The following is a 17,910-nucleotide window of genomic DNA, read 5'->3' as shown; positions in this document are numbered from 1 at the left end:
ATGGCATCGCCTCTCGTTTTGATTCATCGCATTCTGGGTTTCGCGGCCGCCCGACGTGGCCGGACGCTCTCCGGCAGTTCGCCGCAGCACAACGGCGAGCGCTTTGCCAATGTCGCGCCGCGCCCCGCCGAAGGATTGGGCAAGACGCTGGGAATCGCGTGGAACATGCTGGTCAACAAGCCGCGTCATACCGTGCCCGCCGGCGCGTTGCCCGTCGATTCGCTGACCCGCGCGGAACTCGACGCGGCACCCGATCGCAGCCTGTATCGGCTCGGCCATTCGACGCTGTTGCTGAAGCTGCGTGGCGAATTCTGGCTGACCGATCCGGTGTTCGCGGAGCGCGCGTCGCCGTTTCGGCGTATCGGCCCCAAGCGCTTTCATGCGCCGCCGATCGCGCTGGAAGATCTTCCGCCGCTGCGCGGCGTGATCCTGTCGCACGATCATTACGATCACCTCGACCGCGACACGGTGCTCGCGCTGGCCGCCACCACCGACGTGTTCGTGACGACGCTGGGCGTCGGCGACCGGCTCATCGAATGGGGTATCGACGCGAACAAGGTCCGCCAGCTCGACTGGTGGCAAAGCATCGATGTGGCCGGGCTGACGCTGACAGCGACGCCTGCCCAGCACTTCTCCGGGCGCAGCCTGTTCGACGGCAACAGTACGCTGTGGGCGTCGTGGGTGATCGTCGACGACGACCTGCGCGTGTTCTTCAGCGGCGATACGGGTTATTTCGACGGCTTCCGGGAGATCGGCGAGCGCCTCGGGCCGTTCGACGTCACGCTGATCGAAACGGGCGCCTATGATGCGCAATGGCCGTACGTTCACATGCAGCCGGAAGAAACCGTGCAGGCGCACATCGATTTGCGCGGGCGCTGGTTGATGCCGATCCACAACGGTACGTTCGACCTCGCGATGCATCGCTGGCAGGAGCCGTTCGAGCGGGTCACGGCGCTGGCGCTCGTGCGCGGTATCGAGCTGTCGACGCCCAGAATGGGCGAACGCCTCGATCTCGACGCGCCGCATCGCGGCGAGCGCTGGTGGCGCACGGTCGACGAGCACGCGGCAACGCCGGCGGCGAAATCGCGACGCTGGCAGCTTTGCGCATCGCAGGCGACGAAGTAGTCCGCAATCGCCGCACGCGCCTTCCGGGAGGATGACCGTGCAGCGGCGCCGGGTGGTGCATTCGTTGCCGGCTTCCCCGGCACGTCGACGGCCTGCCTGTCGACCCGATTACTAGAGTAGAGAAGTCATGCATCCGGCATCCCTCCGATACATATCCGGCCAACGCAATGATGACGTCGCCATCGCGGCATTCGACCAGGCGAGCGACCGTTCGACCGGTCGCAGCCGCGAGAACGAGCTACGACAGTCGCTCGCGGAGCGCGTCGCGAGATGGACCGAAGGAGTCGATCATCTCGACACGGCCATTCCCAACCTGAGCTTTCATCGAAGGGAAGCGCCGACGCAGCCGATGGAATGCATGGTCGAGCCGAGCTTCGGTCTCGTCGTTCAAGGCGCGAAGCGGGTCATGCAGAGCGGAGACGCCTATATCTATGACACGGACCGCTTTCTGATCACGTCACTCGACCTGCCCGGTTCGACGCAGATCATCGAAGCCAGCCCCGACAAACCGTTTCTCGGGCTCGGCCTCAAGCTCGATTTTCGCGTCATGGCCGAATTGATGATGCAAGTCGCGCCGGATCACGACGATGCGCCGGCCGGCCGCGGGCTCGTCGTGGGCGACATGACCGAGCCTCTGTACGACGCGCTGAACCGGTTGCTCGCGCTGCTGGACGACCCGAACGCGATTGCCGTTCTCGCACCGTATGTCGAGCGGGAAATTTACTATCGGCTGCTGACGAGCGACCAGGGCGCCCGCCTGCGTCAGATTGCGTCCGCCGGCAGTCAGTGCAACCGCGTGTCACGCGCGATCCGGTGGTTGCGCGCTCACTACGACGAGTCGTTGCGTGTCGATGATCTCGCGGCGCAGGTTCAGATGAGCAGTTCGACCTTCCATCACCACTTCCGTCAACTCACCGGCATGAGTCCTCTCCAGTACCAGAAATGGATACGCCTCAACGAGGCACGTCGGCTGATGCTGGCGGAGCGGCTCGACGCCGCGTCGGCAGCATTCAGGGTCGGGTATGCGAGCCCGACCCAGTTCAACCGGGAATATAGCCGGCTGTTCGGTAACTCTCCGCGAAGGGATATCGATAGCCTGCGAGGTGGCGGGGATGTCGCCTTGTCGATCGTCGCGAGTTATTGATGGCGGCACGGTGGGTGGGAATGTGTCGGCTATTACGGGTGAACGGCGCAGGACTGGCGCCTCGCATGCGGGATCGAGCGGACTCAGACTGAAATGCAGCGCCCAACGCCGATATGTTTTCAACTCGGATGAATTGCTCGGCGTCTCCCTTCCTGCTTATCGTCAAACATCGCCGACGTGTATCGTGCGGCCGGGTCCCATACTTTCACCTCTCCTTTGGCTACAGACGAACCGCCCGGAGCTGACGATTTCGGCGGACCGCCCCCTCCCCTCCCAACGGCTACGTCGGACCGGCCGCCTATAAATCCCCAATGTCAGCATCGTCTCGCGATGCTTCGCGACTCCGTTAATAGGAAGGCCGACGCATGCGTTGTCACGTGACAACTGGCGCTAAATATCAGAACTCCCACCAGTCAATGGACGGGGCGACGCGATCCAGTGATGCACTGATCCCCGCACTTCGACACCCGGAACAGTTGCTCCACCGCGAAACGTATTGAAAACTACGAATTACGTATTCGCCACAACGAATCTCGGTGAAGCCGCGCCAATCTTCGTTGCCCACATGCCAAAAAACCATACGCCCCCATTTCCGGGCATCACCAAGCTCATTTGCCGTGAAACAGCATGAAGAATATGGCGCAAACCATTGCCACACAAGGATTTCTGGCAAGCGTCGATTTTCGGAAAATGTTTCACGAACCGACCCGTTCGCGTTGCTACACGTCGCCAACACATGGATTCGACGCCAATAGTGACCCAGATTGCATGAATCTCCCTGCATATCGGGGCCCTCCAGCGCGGAAATCTGATATTCGCTACGAAACCAGCCCCCTGCCCTATTGGCCCATGCGAGCGGCAATGCAGGGTTTCGTACTCTCTATAAATAGGGACACATCATAGTCATCCCTATATCCCGCACGAACATGCGCAGCAATCGCTCAGCGCGTTGCGCCAGCACCCCGAGCGTACACACGAAGATAAGGGAATCAAGCTGCTGACTACACAGTTCGTACCGCGCCACCCCAGACGCGCCTTGCAACGCCTCCCCGGGATACTCCGCTCCCATATAGCCATCCGTTGCCCGAGCTTTCAGGCGCCCGCTCCCGTTGTCACGTGACAACCGGCGACTCACCCACGAGCCGGCGGGACCAGAAATATCCCCACCGGCTTTCTTCCTGAGCAACATGCCAGCTACGCACCGGGCATCGGCAATCACGACTACGTCTTGACGATCGAAAGGTTGCTCCTGGGAGGCGCGCTTGAATGTGTTTGTCACGTGACAACCCGTCTCATCGCCGGATAGACGTACGTCAGGATTATGTGAAGCACCTCTGTAATTGAAATGAAGCGATTCTTCCGCAGCCCACGTCGCAATCGCATCGAGAACTTTCGCTCGATATGGCCAGACCTCGAAGCAATCAATGCCCGGAGACTTGTCACGTGACAACCGGCTTCTTCCTCGAGACCGCGCAACATCGTCGTCTCGGGTTCGTATCGAATTCCGTATGAGACCAAGTGCGACGAGACATCAATTCTCCACGCAACGGTTTCATCGTCGATGTTCAACGCCAGCTGAATTTGCCCGCGTTCGCTGCGCGTTCGTGCAGCCGTGATTGGTTATTTTGTATTTTTTTAGTCAATACGCGTAAATGACGCCTTGGCCGTTCGGCCTATTTGTCACGTAACAACCGCGGAGATCAAAAGATATTCACTCCATCGAACACTTTTCTGGACATTTCGGTAATAACTGCATATATTACGCAAAACTCCTTGGAGGGATTTAATGGCTTTCAAGATCGCCGTCAGTAATCAAAAAGGTGGGACGGGAAAGACGACCATCTCCGTCAACATCGCGGCTGCGTTCGAAGCCGGCGGCAACAAAGTCGCGTTGATCGATGCCGACCCTCAGGGCACTTCCGTCCGTTGGGTCACGAGCGGCGAGAACACGCTGCCGATGACGGTCCTTTCGCTGGCTCCCGCCGGCCGCGGCATCGGGGGCGAGATCAAGAAGCAGGACGCGAACTTTGATGTGATCGTCGTCGACTGCCCCGGCAACCTCGAAGATCCGCGTATCGCATCCGTCCTGGAAGTGGCCGACTTCTGCCTGGTGCCGCTTTCGCCATCGCCGGCCGATCTGTACAGCACGGTCGCGATGATCCGCATGATCGAATCGATGCGCGCCGTTCGAAATCCTCAACTTTCTTCCGCATTAATGCTGAATAGCGTCAATGGAAAAACTAAAATGCGTGAAGAAATTTTAAAAATTCTACGGGCTGAAGAAATAGGGGAGCATCTGCTCGACAGCCAGATCGCGCAACGCGAGGTCTATCGTCAGACGTTCGCGCTCGGCACCACGATCCATCACCACAATCGATACCTGAAGGGCCTGAAGGAAGCCCGCGCGGAAATCGAAAAGCTGGTCACGGAAATGGCCCAATACATCGCGTCGACGCGCGCTACCGGAGCCGCCCATGGCTAAGGACACCTCGAAAGACAAGAAACCGACCGGCAACCTGCATCTCGCAGCCGGCCTGTTGCGCGGACTCGCGCAGGAAAATGCGGCGCTCGAAACGCGGCTGCCCGAGCCGGCGGCCGCACCGGCCGCCGTCGTCGACACGGCGCCTGCCAGTGGCCCGGCCGGAACCGCGCCCGCCGGTACGCCCGAGCTTGGCGCGCCGCAGAAGGTGCTGGTCAAGGACTGCATCCCGAACCCGTTCAACCCGCGCGTGTTCTACTCGGAATCGAGCCTGCACGAGCTCGCGCTGACGTTGAAACGAGAAGGGCAGATCGAGCCGATCAAGGTCACGCGGCTTCCCGAGTTCCCCGGCAAGCTCGTCGTAATCGACGGACAACGCCGGCTGCGCGCGACGAGCATTAACGGCGACGAAACGATTAATGCGACGTTCCGCACCGATCACACGCCCGAGCAGCTCTACACGATCGCGTATCGGGCGAACCACGACCACGAACGCCAGACGATCTTCGATGATGCGATCGCGTGGAAACGTCTCCTGGACGAGAAGGTCTTTTCCGACCAGAACACTCTGGCGGAGAAAATCGGCAAGGACAAGGCCTCGATCAGCAAGACGCTGTCGCTCAACGCGCTGCCGAACACGCTGCTGGAGCGGATGGCCAGTGCGAACGACGTGGTCGGTCTGCAGGCTGCGTACTTCCTGAAACTGATCTTCGAACGCCTCGGCGAGGCGACGGCCGATCGGCTGCTGACGGCCGTGATCGACCGGAAAAAATCCGTCCGCGATCTCGAGAATTTCCTGCGTGCGCAGAGTGACGGCACCAAGAAGGCCGGGCGTACGCGCTATAGCGTTCGTCATGATTTCGCGCTCGAATCGCGCGCGATCGGCCAGTTGAAGACGTATCCGGACGGGCGTCTGGACCTGCAGCTCAAGGGCGTCGACGCATCCCACCAGGAAGCGCTTGCCGACAAGCTCAAGACCGTCATCGACGCGTACGTCGCGGAGCTGGCCACGGCCCCGTCGAAGTAACGCGCTAGCGGCAAAAGGCCTCGCCTTCGCGCTGCGCCGTCAAGCCCGACCGCGACATGGTCCGGCGCATGGTGCGCACAACGGCGAGGCCTCGTTCAGTTGCCTGCGAGACTGCTTTTGAGCAGGAATTCCAGCAGGTCGTCCGAGGTCGGCTCGCCCCACGTATCGAGCGCCAGCCACCGGAAGAAACTGGTTTGCGCCAGCTTGCTCGCCTTCTTCTTCGGCGACAGCGTCAGGTCCTTCGAACCCGCCACCGTCTCGTTGTAACGCTCGATCAGCTTGGTCTGGTCGTCGATCTCCAGTTCGCGGAAATACGCGCCGGCTTCCTCGACCTTCGCCGCCAGATACTTGTCGCGAATCTGTTCCTGCTTACTCTGCGCGGATTCCTTCGCCGGTGCAGCCGCCTCGGTTCCCTGCCCATCGGCCAACGTGTAGCCGTGCGTCAGCGCCTTGCGGAAGTACGCGGCGACGTTGTCGACCGGCGTCGCATTCTTCTTCGTAGTCCGATTGAGCGTATAGGCGATCGCCGCCTTGATGCGCTGCACGCCGTATTGCGTGATCAACCGGCGCGCTTCCGAGCGCGGAATGCCGAACTTCGCGACCTCCTCGACCAGCGCTTCGTTCTTGACGTCGCCGTCTTCGACCGTATCGGTGCTCTGCTTGCGCGTCACCTTGAACTGCACGGCTTCCACGCTGCGGCCGGATTTGTGTTCGATCAGCTCGAGCGTGTGGTCCGATACTTCGTTCACCTCCTGGATGCACGGCACCAGGACCTTGCTCTTGAACAGCTTGTATTCCTTGTACGACTGCGACGCCTTGTCCTGGCCGAGAATGAGGTCACGGAATTTCGGCAACGGAATCTTCGCGGTGATGCCGATCCCCTCGTAACGCACCGTGTTTTCCCACAGCGCGAGCGAATGCGACCGCCGGAACTCGCGGGCGATCCGCATATCGATCAGCGCGTAGATTTCGGGATTGAGCAGTTCGCTGCGAATCTGGTCGGAGAAGCTGTACTTCAGCACCGATTGCTCGAGCTCCGCGCCGGCGAGCAGGCCCGACGCTTTCCAGACCGTCGAACGGTCCGCGGCCAGGTAGTCCCAGTTGACGACGGTACTGATCAACGAGTTGACCGTGTCCTTCACGTACTTCGTGTTGTTGCTGTTCAGCCCGCTCTCGTGCGACAGCGACGCGATCGAAATCGAGAAGCTCGTTCGGCCCGGTTCGAACGCCTCCTGCCGAAGCGCGTTCTTGATCAGCGAGCTGAACATCTTGCGCTGCTGCAGACCGATCTTGCCGGACTTCGGCGCGATATGAATCGCCTGGACCGCCTTGCGCAGCAAGTCGGGCGGCTCGGGGGTCTGAAACAGCGAAACCTGTTTGTCTGAGCCTTTGCTTGCGGGCTTGCGCGGCATCGTGGTGTCCGGGTAAGGTTGCCTTATTGAGAGCGGACTTTATACCTTTTCGCGCCACGGAGCAACGTCCTTGCTCTAGCATCACTTTCACTATCTTGTCTAAGTATCAGATATGGAAGGAAAAACCTTGTTTCAACGATTTGCGCCGAGCCCCATATCCGTCTACCTGTTGATCAAAATTCCTCCCAAAAGCCGCTACCTTTCCCGCCCGCGTCGCGAAACCCGGCACAAGATTTGCCACCACGAAGGTACCCATCCATGGGGGAAAACGAATGGAATCGAGATCGCAAGAGGGATACGTGGTGCCCTGCAATACGGCCGCGATTTCTCCCATAACTTGCTACCTTTGTCGGTTCCCATACGAGGGTACCTGTCAGCGTCGTCAACCGCATTGCTTTCCGGCCCGAAGGGAGAAATCGCTCCCATAAAAGGCAACCTTCCGATTTCCCCATAAAAGGTAACCTGTCCGGAGCCCCGCTCCTGTCTATGGGAAAGCTTTATAGGACTGTTGAGCGAAGGACAGCGAATCGATCGAAACCAGCTCCCATACATGGGTACCTTTGAAATGCCCCATAACCGGCTACCCGAAGAAAATCTCTGTGCATCGATTCGACTATCGACGCAAAAAAGCGCCCCATAAAAGGCTACCTCCATGCGTTCCCATAGACGACTACCTCACGCGATTGACGGTCGATTTCCCATAACCGGATACGTTCGCCCCATATCCACAACCCTGATTTCCCACAACCCGGTACCCCAAACCCCAAATCCACAGACCTGAAGCCCCAAACCCTTCCACCTGTGCTCCCATAAATGGGTACCGAACACCGCTCAAACCCATGCCAGGCAAGGCTGTGAGCCGTCTAAAAGTAGTTAAAGAAGTAAACGTGGTTTACCAAAGATGTAAACACACGTGTGCTTGCACAGAAAGACGAACCCCATAAACCGCTACCAATGGGAGTCGTCTATGGGAAGCCAACCGCCCAGATTTCCCCTCCACGCTCCCTTTGGCCCTGTTTGACCCGCCGTTCCTGAAAGGCTTCAGGCGTGGCAAGGCATTCCGAGGAGGTGAGTACCCACTCACAAGCACCGAAACGTAGAAACTTATGGGAGGAAATCCCTGGATTCGACGTAGAGGTTCCCGTTTATGGGACCCGAAAACGGGCCGCGTGACCCTCCTGCCGCCTGTGATCGACCAGCCGAACGGATCGTTCGCTTTCCTTCACAGCAGTTCGAAATCATCCGGGACTGCCCGCGAATGGTTTTTTGTACTCGCACGGCCTCGTCTACGGACAAATTATTGTCGATCGCCTGTGACGCTGCTCGCCAAATTTAGCCTGTGGACTGTGCCCGGAGGAATCCGCGCCGGGCTGTTTTTCATCCCCACGCCCCGTCTGTTTTTCTACCTTTAAACCACGGCCGGGAAGTTTTGCTGTGGCCGCTGCAGGCAACGAGGGACTCATACCACGGCCCGAAAAGCAGACCGGATGCCGAAAAGCCATCGCACAGTGTGCCCCTTGGGACGACTTGGCACACTTCATCGATATCGTTGCCACCCAACGTGAAGATGCCGTCGGTGCCGAAGCTCACCGCAACCGATTTCCACGATGCTCCCGAACCTGCTCACCTTTCCCCCGAAGCGGAATCCCGGAAAAGCTCACCGATCGGATAAGGTACAGGTATAAGCAAGCTGTGCAGATCGCCGCTCCGTCCACATAAGGCACTCTCGATGGGAGCAAACAAGAAACGATCGGCATCGATATGTGACGCCCGACGCGTCGGCAAGCACGGCCGCATCGACGGACAAGCCTTCGCTCCATATGTATCTCCACCGGACGCGCGCTGATCGCTCATGTCGGGTTGTAGCGCATGCGTGCAACCAATCGAGCCGACGTCTTCACCGCTCGCACTAGCCGGCCTTTTTCGTCAGACCTGTCCATCGACAGAGAGCCTTGTCTCCACAGGTAACCTTTTGCATCACGAGGTGGCAACGGTTGCCGGACGAATCGCCGCACGCCGAAACGACGCAACGTAATCGTCTTGATCGTCGACGAAGCGAATCGTGGTCGTTTATGGGAGGAACCGTCGCTCGAGCCGCATCGAACGATGTCGTGACGTGTGGATCGACTGCCGCTGCGGTGATCGCGCAAGCACGACGATACCCACGTCGCGTATCGGCGTATCGGTATCACCACCCGTGAAACAGCCATCGGGGCCTCGCGCCGTATCGCGTACCGCGATTTCCGTCATCGAGCGCAGGACCTACGTTGTCTCCCATACGTATATCCCCAATTCCGTCAGCACGTTGACGCCACAATTCTTGCGACACGGTTATGATGCACAGGTCCTGATCGCGACATGACGACCGATCAGGGCAGGGGCGGTATCTCGATGGTTTTTCAAACCGTGATGGTCATCAAAAAAGAGAGTTCAGCGATGCGAATCCAGATCAGAAAACTCACGTTGGCTGCTACCGCAGCCGCTTTCCTGTTCGGCTCGGCCGTTCCGGTTTTTGCGCAGGAAACCGCCAGCGCACCGGCTGCACCGGCAGCACAGGACGCCAAGGCCGCGAAGAGCGAAGCACGCAAGGCGGCCAGGGCCAAACGCAAGGCCGAACACAAGGCCGCGCGTGCGAAGAACAACGCCGAGCTGAAGAAACTCGAAGACGCCGGTTACAAGCCGGCGGCCAATGATCCGAACTATCCGCAGAATCTGCAGAACGCGGAGAAGAAGGCCGGCGCAGCCAGCCAGTAAGCGTTGTCCGGCGGCAAGCCATGGCTCCGTCCGCGGCTTGCCTTCGTGCGTCGCAATCATGCGATGCACGAAGGCAAACACGTTCCGCAGGTTTATCCAATTTGATTCGGAATCCTGCTCATATTGAAAATGTACAACACGCAGGCAGGGGTGGTGAGCGCCACCCACCCTACACAGTCGCCCTTCCCGTTGCCTTCAGCCAGTCCTTGAACGCGCGTACGGCGTCATCGTCCGCCCGTGCGGACGCCACATACGTGAAGTAGCGCCATGGCGGCAGCGCCGGTTCGCTGAACGGCTGCACGAGCCGGCCTTCGGCGATGTCGTCGGCGACGAGCGCGATCGGCCCCATCGCGACGCCGAGCCCGTCGAGCGCGCCTTGCAGCGTCAGGTAGAAATGCTCGAGGGTGAGCGAGTGCCGCGGCACGAGGTTCGGATGCCCGGCCGCCGCGAGCCACTCCGGCCACATGCCCGGATAGGTTGCCGCGTGCAGCAGCGTGAAGCCGGCGAGATCGGCGGGTGTATCCAGCGACCGGCCCTCCAGCAACTTCGGCGCACACACCGGCAGCCGGACTTCGGACAGGAATTCCTCCGCGACGTACCCGTCGATGGCCTGCGGGCCGCCGCGAACGATCAGGTCGACCTTGTCGCGCAACTTGTCGATCGGCTCGTTCGACGTCGACAGCCGCACCTCGATGGCCGGATGCGCGACCTGGAACGACGACAGCTTCGGGACGAGCCAGCGCAGCGAGAACGTCGCGGGTGCACTGACGCGCAGCACGCGCTGCTGTGCGTGGCCGAAATGCTGTGCGGTGGCGAGCGCGATCCGGTCGAACGAAGCGCCGACCTCGGCGAGGTACGCGCGGCCGGCCGCGGTCAGTTCGACGCGCCGGTTGTGGCGTTCGAACAGCGGCCGGCCAAGCCATGCTTCCAGTTGCTGCACATGCCGGCTGATCGCGCCGTGCGTCACGCACAGCTCGTCCGCGGCCAGCGTGAAGCTGCCGAGCCGCGCGGCGGCTTCGAACGCGCGCAGCGAATTCAATGGAGGGAGTCGTCGGGCCATTGCATCGTTTCGCGTGAAATTTACTCACACGATGGTTCAGGTTTAATCGTTTGATCGGGTGATCCGGCTCCGCCAATATGGCACACAAACGGCCGACCTGGCCGAACCAGTGTCTGAATTTCTCACATGGAGTACGGAGCATGCCGAACGTGGTGGTAGTGGGCGCCCAATGGGGCGACGAAGGCAAGGGGCGCGTCGTGGACTGGCTGGCGGCGCAGGCCGATCTCGTCGCACGCTACAACGGCGGTCACAACGCGGGCCACACGCTGGTCGTCGGCGGCAACACGTACAAGCTCGCGCTGCTGCCGAGCGGCATCGTGCGCGGCAAGCGTGGCGTGATCGGCAACGGCGTGGCGCTCGACCCCGAAGCGCTGCTCGCGGAAATCGGGCGGATGGCCGAGCTCGGGCTGCCGGTGACGCCGGACAACCTGTCGATCGCCGAGAACGCGACGCTGGTGCTGCCGATTCACCGTGCGATCGATGAGGCGCAGGAGCGTTTGCGCCGCGAACCGATCGGCACCACGCTGCGCGGGATCGGGCCGGCCTACGAGGACAAGGTCGGGCGTCGCGGGCTGCGCGTCGGCGATCTCGCGGAACCGGACGGGCTCGCCGCCAAACTCGACGTGCTCGTCGACCATCACAACGCGTGGTTCCGCGGCCTGGGGCTCGACGAGTACGATCGCGACGCGATGCTGGCGACGCTGGTCGCGCTCGCACCGAAAATCCTGCCGTTCGTGCGTCCGGTCTGGGCCGACCTCAACGACGCGACCGATCGCGGCGAGCGCATCCTGTTCGAGGGTTCGCAGGCCGTGATGCTGGACATCGACTGGGGCACGTACCCGTTCGTGACGTCGTCGGGCACCGTGGCATCGGCCGCGGCCGCCGGCACCGGGCTCGGTGCGGCGAAGCTCGGCCACGTGCTGGGTGTCACGAAGGCGTATGCGACGCGGGTCGGCGGCGGCCCGTTCCTCACCGAGCTGACCGACGCTACCGGCGAAACGCTGCGTGCGCGCGGACAGGAGTTCGGCGTGAATACCGGCCGGCCGCGACGCTGCGGATGGCTCGACGCCGCGCAACTGCGCCAGGCCGTCAGGATCTCGGGCATCGATTCGCTGGCGCTCACCAAGCTCGACGTGCTCGACGGCTTCGAGTCGATCGCGCTGTGCGTCGGTTACGAATTCGACGGCGCGCGCGTCGATCATCTGCCCGCGAGCCTCGATGCGCAGTCGCGCGCGAAGCCACTCTACGAACGGTTCGAAGGCTGGCAAGGCTCGGTGAAGGGCGTGCGCGAGCGGGCGGCGCTGCCGCGCGCCGCGCAGGATTTCATCGCGCGCATCGAAGCCGTGGCGGGCGCGCCGGTTTCGATGATCACGACCGGCGCGGAGCGCGACGACACGATCGTGTTGCGCGATCCGTTCGATGCGGCCGCCGCCGCGTAACGCGCGAGCCGCGAAGAGCGTCGATCGACGCGCGGTATCGTGGTCGGCCGGTCGTTTTTGCCGACCGTTCCCGTTGGTTCGTCGACCCATCCGGTACGGATGGGCGACCGGCCCGGATACCGTGCGGCGAACGGCTCGGCGGCACGATTCGGCATCCGGATCGTGCCGCATACGGCGAACTGGACACGTCTGCAACGCTGCTGTACTGTTCCGCACAATTCGCGCCAGACCGGCTCGTGCCGGCGCCGCCGGCCCCCTGGCCGCACGGCGGCGCGACGTGACAATCCCGGGGACAGGTCGATGGACACGTTACAGATGATGCGCATTTTCGTCCGGGTCGCGGAGGAGGGCAGCTTCACGAGCGCGGCCCAGCGCCTGGACATCACGACGGCCTACGCGTCGCGCTCGGTCGCGCAACTCGAAACGCATCTGCGCACGCGCCTGCTCAACCGCAGCACGCGCCGCATCGCGCTGACCGACGCCGGGCAACGCTATCTCGACCGCTGCCAGCGCATCCTCGGCTATATCGACGAAGCGGAAGCCGAGGCGGCCGACGCGCAGGCGAAGCCGTCCGGACGGCTGCACGTTCACGCGACGACGAGTTTCGGCCAGTCCTACGTGATGCCCGCGGTCGTGCGTTACCGCGAACGCTATCCGTCGGTCGCGGTCGAGCTGACGCTGTCGCAGCACGTGCCCGACATCATCGACGAAGGCTACGACGTGTCGCTGCAGCTGAGCACGACGGAGCTGCCCGATTCCGGGCTGGTGTCGCAGCGGCTCGGTGACGTGGGCAGCGTGCTGTGCGCGTCGCCTGCCTATCTGAAGGCGCGCGGCACGCCGCGCACGGTGAGCGATCTCGCCGGGCATGCGTGCCTGCGGCTCGTCACGCCGCTGTTTCCGCGCGACCGCTGGCACCTCGACGGCCCGAACGGCCGCGAAACGGTCGAACTGCCGCTGCCGGATTTCCAGGTGAATATCGCCGATGCGCTCGGCACCGCGCTGCGCGCGGGGCTCGGGATCGGCTCCCTGCCGATGTCGGCGGCGCTGCCCGCGCTCGCGAGCGGCGCGCTGGTGCGTGTGTTGCCCGATTACCGGCTGCAGAAGCTGACGGTCTACACGTTGTATGCGTCGCGTCAGTATCTCGATGCGAAGATCCGCACGTTCGTCGATTTCCTGCGGGAATGCGTGCCCGAGATGCTGGCTGCCGACGAGGCTGCGTTGAACGCTTGTTGCGCGTCCCGTCAATCCTGATTCACGCACGATCGGTACGTGAGTGCCGCGCACGGTCTTTCGGCTTGATGGAAATGGTTCGCATTCCTTTGTTAAAAGCGAGTGGCGCAGGAATGTGTGCGGACCGTTCCGGCCAACGATGCCCGTGCCATCGGCATGCCTTTATGAAAACGCTCGCTTTCGATATCGAACATCGTTGGTTCGGCCAGCGGTAGCCGCCTTTTAGAATCGGTTCGACCTGCTTCATCGCATGCGCGCTTCGTGCGCGCCCACTTCATCGAACCCGAAACGACATGGCAGATCGACACTCCAGCATCCGCCGCCGGCTCATTCATGCCGGCCTGGCGATCGCGACAGGCGCCGCCGCCCACCCGGGCCTTGCGCTGGCCAGCGCGGCCGGCGCGCGGACGTTGCGCATCGGTTATCAGAAAGGGCCGCTCAGCCTGCTGAAGGCGCGCGGCACGCTGCAGGGCAAGCTCGCGACACTCGGCGTGAACGTCACGTGGACCGAATTCCCGTCGGGCCCGCCGCAACTCGAGGCGCTGAACGCGGGATCGATCGATTTCGGCGATGTCGGCGAAGCGCCGCCGATCTTCGCGCTCGCGGCCGGTGCGCCGCTCGTCTACTACGCGCAGACGCCGGCCGGTCCGGCGACCGAAGCGGTGGTCGTCGCGAAGGATTCGCCGGTCAAGACCTTTGCCGACCTGCGCGGCAAGCGCATCGCGCTGGTGAAGGGATCGAATACGCACTTCCTGCTGGTGAGGCTGCTGCAGGCCGCGAAGCTCGGCTATACAGACGTCACGCCGGTCTGGCTGTCGCCGTCCGATGCGCGAGCGGCGTTCGAGAACCGCTCGGTCGATGCGTGGATCATCTGGGATCCGTTTCTCGCGGTGGTCCAGCAGGCATTCGGCGCGCGCATCGTCGCGGACGGCACAGGGCTCGTCGAGAACCGCAGCTACTATTTCGCGTCGCGCACGTACGCGCAGCACAATGCCGACGTGCTCGACGCGGTCGTGTCGGAACTGGCGACGGTCCAGCGCTGGCTCGATGCGAACCGCGCGCAGGGCGCGGCCGAATTCTCGAAGCTGTGGGGCATTCCGGAGCCGGCCGTGGCGCTCGCGTTTCGCCGCGCGCGCTTCGGCGTCGAGCCCGTCACCCGTGACACGCTCGCGTACCAGCAGCGCATCGCGGACGTGTTCTATCAGGCCGGCATCCTGCCGAAACGCGTCGACGTCAGCCTCGCTGCGCCGCCCTCGCTCGCGTGAACGTGTAGCCGGCCCGACGGTCGGGGGCGCGGCGAGCAACTTCCTCGCTTGCGAAATCCGGTCATGGCGCGACCCGCGACAGCGGCACCGCTTCGCCGCGCAACCTCGCGACGTCGCGGCCCGGTGCGTCGCCGAACAGCCGGGCATATTCGCGGCTGAACTGCGACGCACTCACGTAGCCGACGCTTCGGCATGCCTGCCGCGCATCCATCGCCGACAGGCACATCAGGCGGCGCGCCTCCTGCAGCCGCAGCACCTTCTGGCATTGCAACGGACTCATCGACGTAACCGCACGGAAGTGATGGTGGAAGGTCGACGGACTCATCTCCACCTGTCGCGCGAGCGCGTCGACCGCCATCGGATCGAGGTAGTGGTCGCGAATCCATGCGACGGCGCGCGAGATGCGCTGGGTCGTCGAACCGGCGTCGCCGATCTGCGCGACGCGCGCGCCCGACGGGCCGCGCAGCAGCCGGATGAGGATTTCGTCGACGATCAGCGGTGCGAGCAGGTCGAGGTCGTCCGGTTGTGCGATCAGTTGCATCAGCCGCGCGACGGCGTCGACGATTTCGGGCGTTGCGTCGAGCGTGTCGAGCGCGCCGTAGTCGACCGCCTTCGGCAGTCCGTGCGGAAAGACGACCGGCGTGAGCGCCGCGATGCGGCGCGGATCGAGTTCGAGTTGCGCGTAAAGGAACGGCTCGGCCGGGTTCGCGCGCGTCACGCGTCCGGTCACGGGCAGGTCGGCGATGGCGACCAGCATCCGCGATTCGTCGATCCCGTAGGTAGCGTCGCCGACCCGTATCGATTTCGCGCCTTGCCCGACGAGGCTCAGGCACGCATGATGCACGCCATGGTTCCATTGCGGCGACGGCGCGGAGGCGCGCGCGACGCGCATGCCGCGCAATGGAAGGTCGAACATGCCGTCGTGCGGCGCGTACGCGGCGATCAGCGCCGCGAGCCGGGCCGTGGCTAACCGGGCGGGCGACCGGGCATCGTGATCCGGCGGGGTGCGCGGTTGAGGCGGCGTTCGGGCGTCGATTTCCATGTTGGGTAAGCGGTTGGCGGAGTGAGCGATGCAATGCGTGCGGCTGCGATCCCCTGTCGAGGCGCATGGCACGGCGCTCACATCGTACGGCGAGTCGAGCGCGCGGGATTGCCTAAACCTGTCCGAAATTAGCCCGATCATCCGGACCTGCATGGTCGGCGGCCGCGTCGCCCGTCGGTGCAGGGTGTGCAGCGCACAAATTCGGAAATTAAGGCAAAACAATCGCAGGATCGGGCAAGCCATTTTCCGGCGGTTTCCCTACCATTGCACCTGCTGAAGGAAATGCGATTCAGCGCGCCCGGATGATGCGGGCGACACCGTCCGCGTGATGCGCGGACGCCGCCGGCCTTGCCGCGTGCGTCGCCGCCGCGAATCGCCGGAAAAGACTCAGGACTGCTACTGAACGATCGTGCATCGGGCTTGCCGAGGCCGGTTTGCGCCCGTTGCAAGCCGGCGCGTGCCCGTCGCGAGCGTGCCGACCGACCCGGCTGAGCCGGTGGCGGGGCAGCTGCATTGGCCGGGCCGATGCGGGCCGGCTGCGGCGCGGCGTCGGGTGCAGGTAGACGGGCAGTCGTCCGCGCAGGGGAATCCGGACAAATGGACCAACTTCAATCGATTCGGGCATTCGTGACGGTGGCAAGGGAAGGCGGGTTTCGCCGGGCGGCGACGCGGTTGCGCGTGTCGACCGCGATGGCGAGCCGGCTGGTCGACGCGCTCGAGACGCGCCTCGGCGCGCGCCTGCTTCAACGCAGTACGAGCCATCAGTCGCTGACGGAAATCGGCGAGCTGTATCTCGCGCGCGTCGAGCGGATTCTCGGTGCGATCGACGAGATCGACGGTCGTTTCGTCGCGATGGGCAGCAAGCCGGAAGGCGTGCTGCGCGTGGCCGCGCCGGTTGCGTTCGGGCTCAGCCAGTTGAGCGCGCTGCTCGATCGTTTCGTGCACCGGTTTCCGGACGTGCGGCCGACCGTGACGCTGACCGATGCCCACGTCGACCTGACTGCCGAGGACATCGACGTCGCGTTCCTGACGGACGGCATGCCGGTGTCCGGCGCACACGCGTTGCATACGCTGGCCGCGTACGAATCCGTGCGGGTCGCGGCGCCCGATTATGTCGCCGCGCACGGCGGCGCTGCGGCATCGGGCGACTGGCCGGACATCGCGGCCGTGCGGCTGGAGCTGCCGGCGGCCGATGACGACCCCATGGCCGGGGTGCGATCCGGTGCGGCAACGAGCAATGCAGGCGTCGGCCATCTCGAGATGGCGCGGCGGCTGGCCGTGGCCGGCATGGGTGCCGCGGTGTTGCCCGCATATCTCGTCGAGGCCGATCTGGCAGCCGGCACGCTGGTGCGCGTGGCCCCGCTGCACCCGCTCGCGCCCGTCACGTTGAAGCTCGCGCATGCGCGTGCCGCGCGTTTGCCGGCCGCCGCGCGCGCGTTCATCGAATTCGCCGGCGCCGCATTCCGGCCCGCGCGCTAGCGGTCTGGCCGAACCCCCGGCACCGCGCGCCCGCGAAGGCCGCGGGCTCGCCGTTCTTTTTTCGGAAGCAGTTCGGCAAACGAACGCTCCGCAGGGTGCAACGCACACCCGCAACACGCGTCCGCATCCGCGGCGGACAGGACATTGCAGGTCTGCCGCGCGTCAGGGCCATGAGGAGATCTGGTGATTCCCATTGAAGGTCGTCTAATTGTGAGAGGTCGCTCCATGCGCGTCGAACGGGTTCCATACCGCTTAATCACTGCCGCAACGGCTGCCGTTTTCCTGGCCGCATGCGGGAAAAAGGAAGCGGCGCCGCCGCCGCAAACGCCGGAAGTCGGCGTCGTCACCGTCCAGCCGCAAGCCGTGCCGGCGGTGACCGAACTGCCGGGCCGCACCAGCGCGTTCCTGGTCGCGCAAGTGCGCGCGCGGGTCGACGGCATCGTGCTGCGCCGGG

Annotated in this window: 12 protein-coding genes and 1 pseudogene; 10 read left to right on the top strand and 3 right to left on the bottom strand. The window is 63.4% G+C overall.

The genetic code is table 11. The annotated features are described in order from the left end of the window. The 4 genes from JMF86_RS29705 to JMF86_RS29690 all read left to right on the top strand — a co-directional run bounded on the left by JMF86_RS29705 (position 1) and on the right by JMF86_RS29690 (position 5,775). Positions 1-1,125, top strand: a complete 1,125-nt coding sequence (locus tag JMF86_RS29705; RefSeq protein ID WP_200161102.1) for an MBL fold metallo-hydrolase — start codon at positions 1-3, stop codon at positions 1,123-1,125. A 127-nt stretch (positions 1,126-1,252) separates the two neighbouring features. Next, positions 1,253-2,269, top strand: a complete 1,017-nt coding sequence (locus JMF86_RS29700) for an AraC family transcriptional regulator (protein WP_011549359.1) — start codon at positions 1,253-1,255, stop codon at positions 2,267-2,269. A 1,786-nt stretch (positions 2,270-4,055) separates the two neighbouring features. Continuing rightward, entirely contained in the window at positions 4,056-4,751 is a 696-nt protein-coding gene (locus tag JMF86_RS29695) for a ParA family protein (RefSeq protein WP_006497839.1), read from the top strand. Then, positions 4,744-5,775 carry a ParB/RepB/Spo0J family partition protein gene (locus JMF86_RS29690; protein WP_011694973.1) on the top strand — a complete coding sequence of 344 codons (1,032 nt, stop codon included), beginning with the start codon at positions 4,744-4,746 and terminating at the stop codon, positions 5,773-5,775. Before JMF86_RS29695 ends, JMF86_RS29690 begins: the two co-directional genes overlap by 8 nt. 95 nt (positions 5,776-5,870) lie before the next feature. Here the strand turns inward: JMF86_RS29690 and JMF86_RS29685 are convergent, their stop codons facing one another. Next, the gene (locus JMF86_RS29685; RefSeq protein WP_006480994.1) at positions 5,871-7,187 is read right to left on the bottom strand and encodes a replication initiation protein; all 1,317 of its coding nucleotides are present in this window, start codon (positions 7,185-7,187) and stop codon (positions 5,871-5,873) included. A 2,391-nt stretch (positions 7,188-9,578) separates the two neighbouring features. Between JMF86_RS29685 and JMF86_RS29680 the strand changes: the two genes are divergently transcribed. Then, on the top strand, positions 9,579-9,941 hold the full coding sequence (locus JMF86_RS29680) for a hypothetical protein (protein ID WP_011549362.1): 363 nt from the start codon (positions 9,579-9,581) through the stop codon (positions 9,939-9,941). A 169-nt stretch (positions 9,942-10,110) separates the two neighbouring features. Here JMF86_RS29680 and gcvA read toward each other — a convergent pair whose 3' ends face one another. Further along, positions 10,111-11,001, bottom strand: a complete 891-nt coding sequence (gene gcvA, locus JMF86_RS29675; protein ID WP_006480992.1) for a transcriptional regulator GcvA — start codon at positions 10,999-11,001, stop codon at positions 10,111-10,113. Between the two features lie 140 nt (positions 11,002-11,141). On the opposite strand from gcvA, the gene JMF86_RS29670 reads away from it, so the two are divergent. The 3 genes from JMF86_RS29670 (at position 11,142) to JMF86_RS29660 (ending at position 14,935) form a co-directional block, all read left to right on the top strand. Continuing rightward, on the top strand, positions 11,142-12,440 hold the full coding sequence (locus tag JMF86_RS29670) for an adenylosuccinate synthase (RefSeq protein ID WP_011549363.1): 1,299 nt from the start codon (positions 11,142-11,144) through the stop codon (positions 12,438-12,440). A gap of 300 nt (positions 12,441-12,740) precedes the next feature. Further along, positions 12,741-13,691 (top strand): LysR family transcriptional regulator, encoded by a 951-nt coding sequence (locus tag JMF86_RS29665; protein ID WP_011549364.1) that lies wholly within the window; start codon positions 12,741-12,743, stop codon positions 13,689-13,691. A gap of 272 nt (positions 13,692-13,963) precedes the next feature. Beyond that, complete coding sequence (locus JMF86_RS29660; protein WP_011694975.1) at positions 13,964-14,935, top strand: aliphatic sulfonate ABC transporter substrate-binding protein; 972 nt, start codon at positions 13,964-13,966, stop codon at positions 14,933-14,935. A 61-nt stretch (positions 14,936-14,996) separates the two neighbouring features. Here the strand turns inward: JMF86_RS29660 and JMF86_RS29655 are convergent, their stop codons facing one another. Next, on the bottom strand, positions 14,997-15,977 hold the full coding sequence (locus JMF86_RS29655; protein ID WP_011549366.1) for an AraC family transcriptional regulator: 981 nt from the start codon (positions 15,975-15,977) through the stop codon (positions 14,997-14,999). Positions 15,978-16,574: 597 nt separating this feature from the next. On the opposite strand from JMF86_RS29655, the gene JMF86_RS29650 reads away from it, so the two are divergent. Both JMF86_RS29650 and JMF86_RS29645 read left to right on the top strand, forming a co-directional pair. Beyond that, positions 16,575-17,456 carry a LysR family transcriptional regulator gene (locus tag JMF86_RS29650; protein ID WP_011549367.1) on the top strand — a complete coding sequence of 294 codons (882 nt, stop codon included), beginning with the start codon at positions 16,575-16,577 and terminating at the stop codon, positions 17,454-17,456. A gap of 225 nt (positions 17,457-17,681) precedes the next feature. Continuing rightward, positions 17,682-17,910, top strand: a pseudogene (locus tag JMF86_RS29645) (efflux transporter periplasmic adaptor subunit); the annotation flags it as partial.

The organism is Burkholderia sp. E168m15, from assembly GCF_016586105.1.
Taxonomy (GTDB): domain Bacteria; phylum Pseudomonadota; class Gammaproteobacteria; order Burkholderiales; family Burkholderiaceae; genus Burkholderia; species Burkholderia orbicola.
This window is presented reverse-complemented; position numbering and strand designations above follow the sequence as displayed.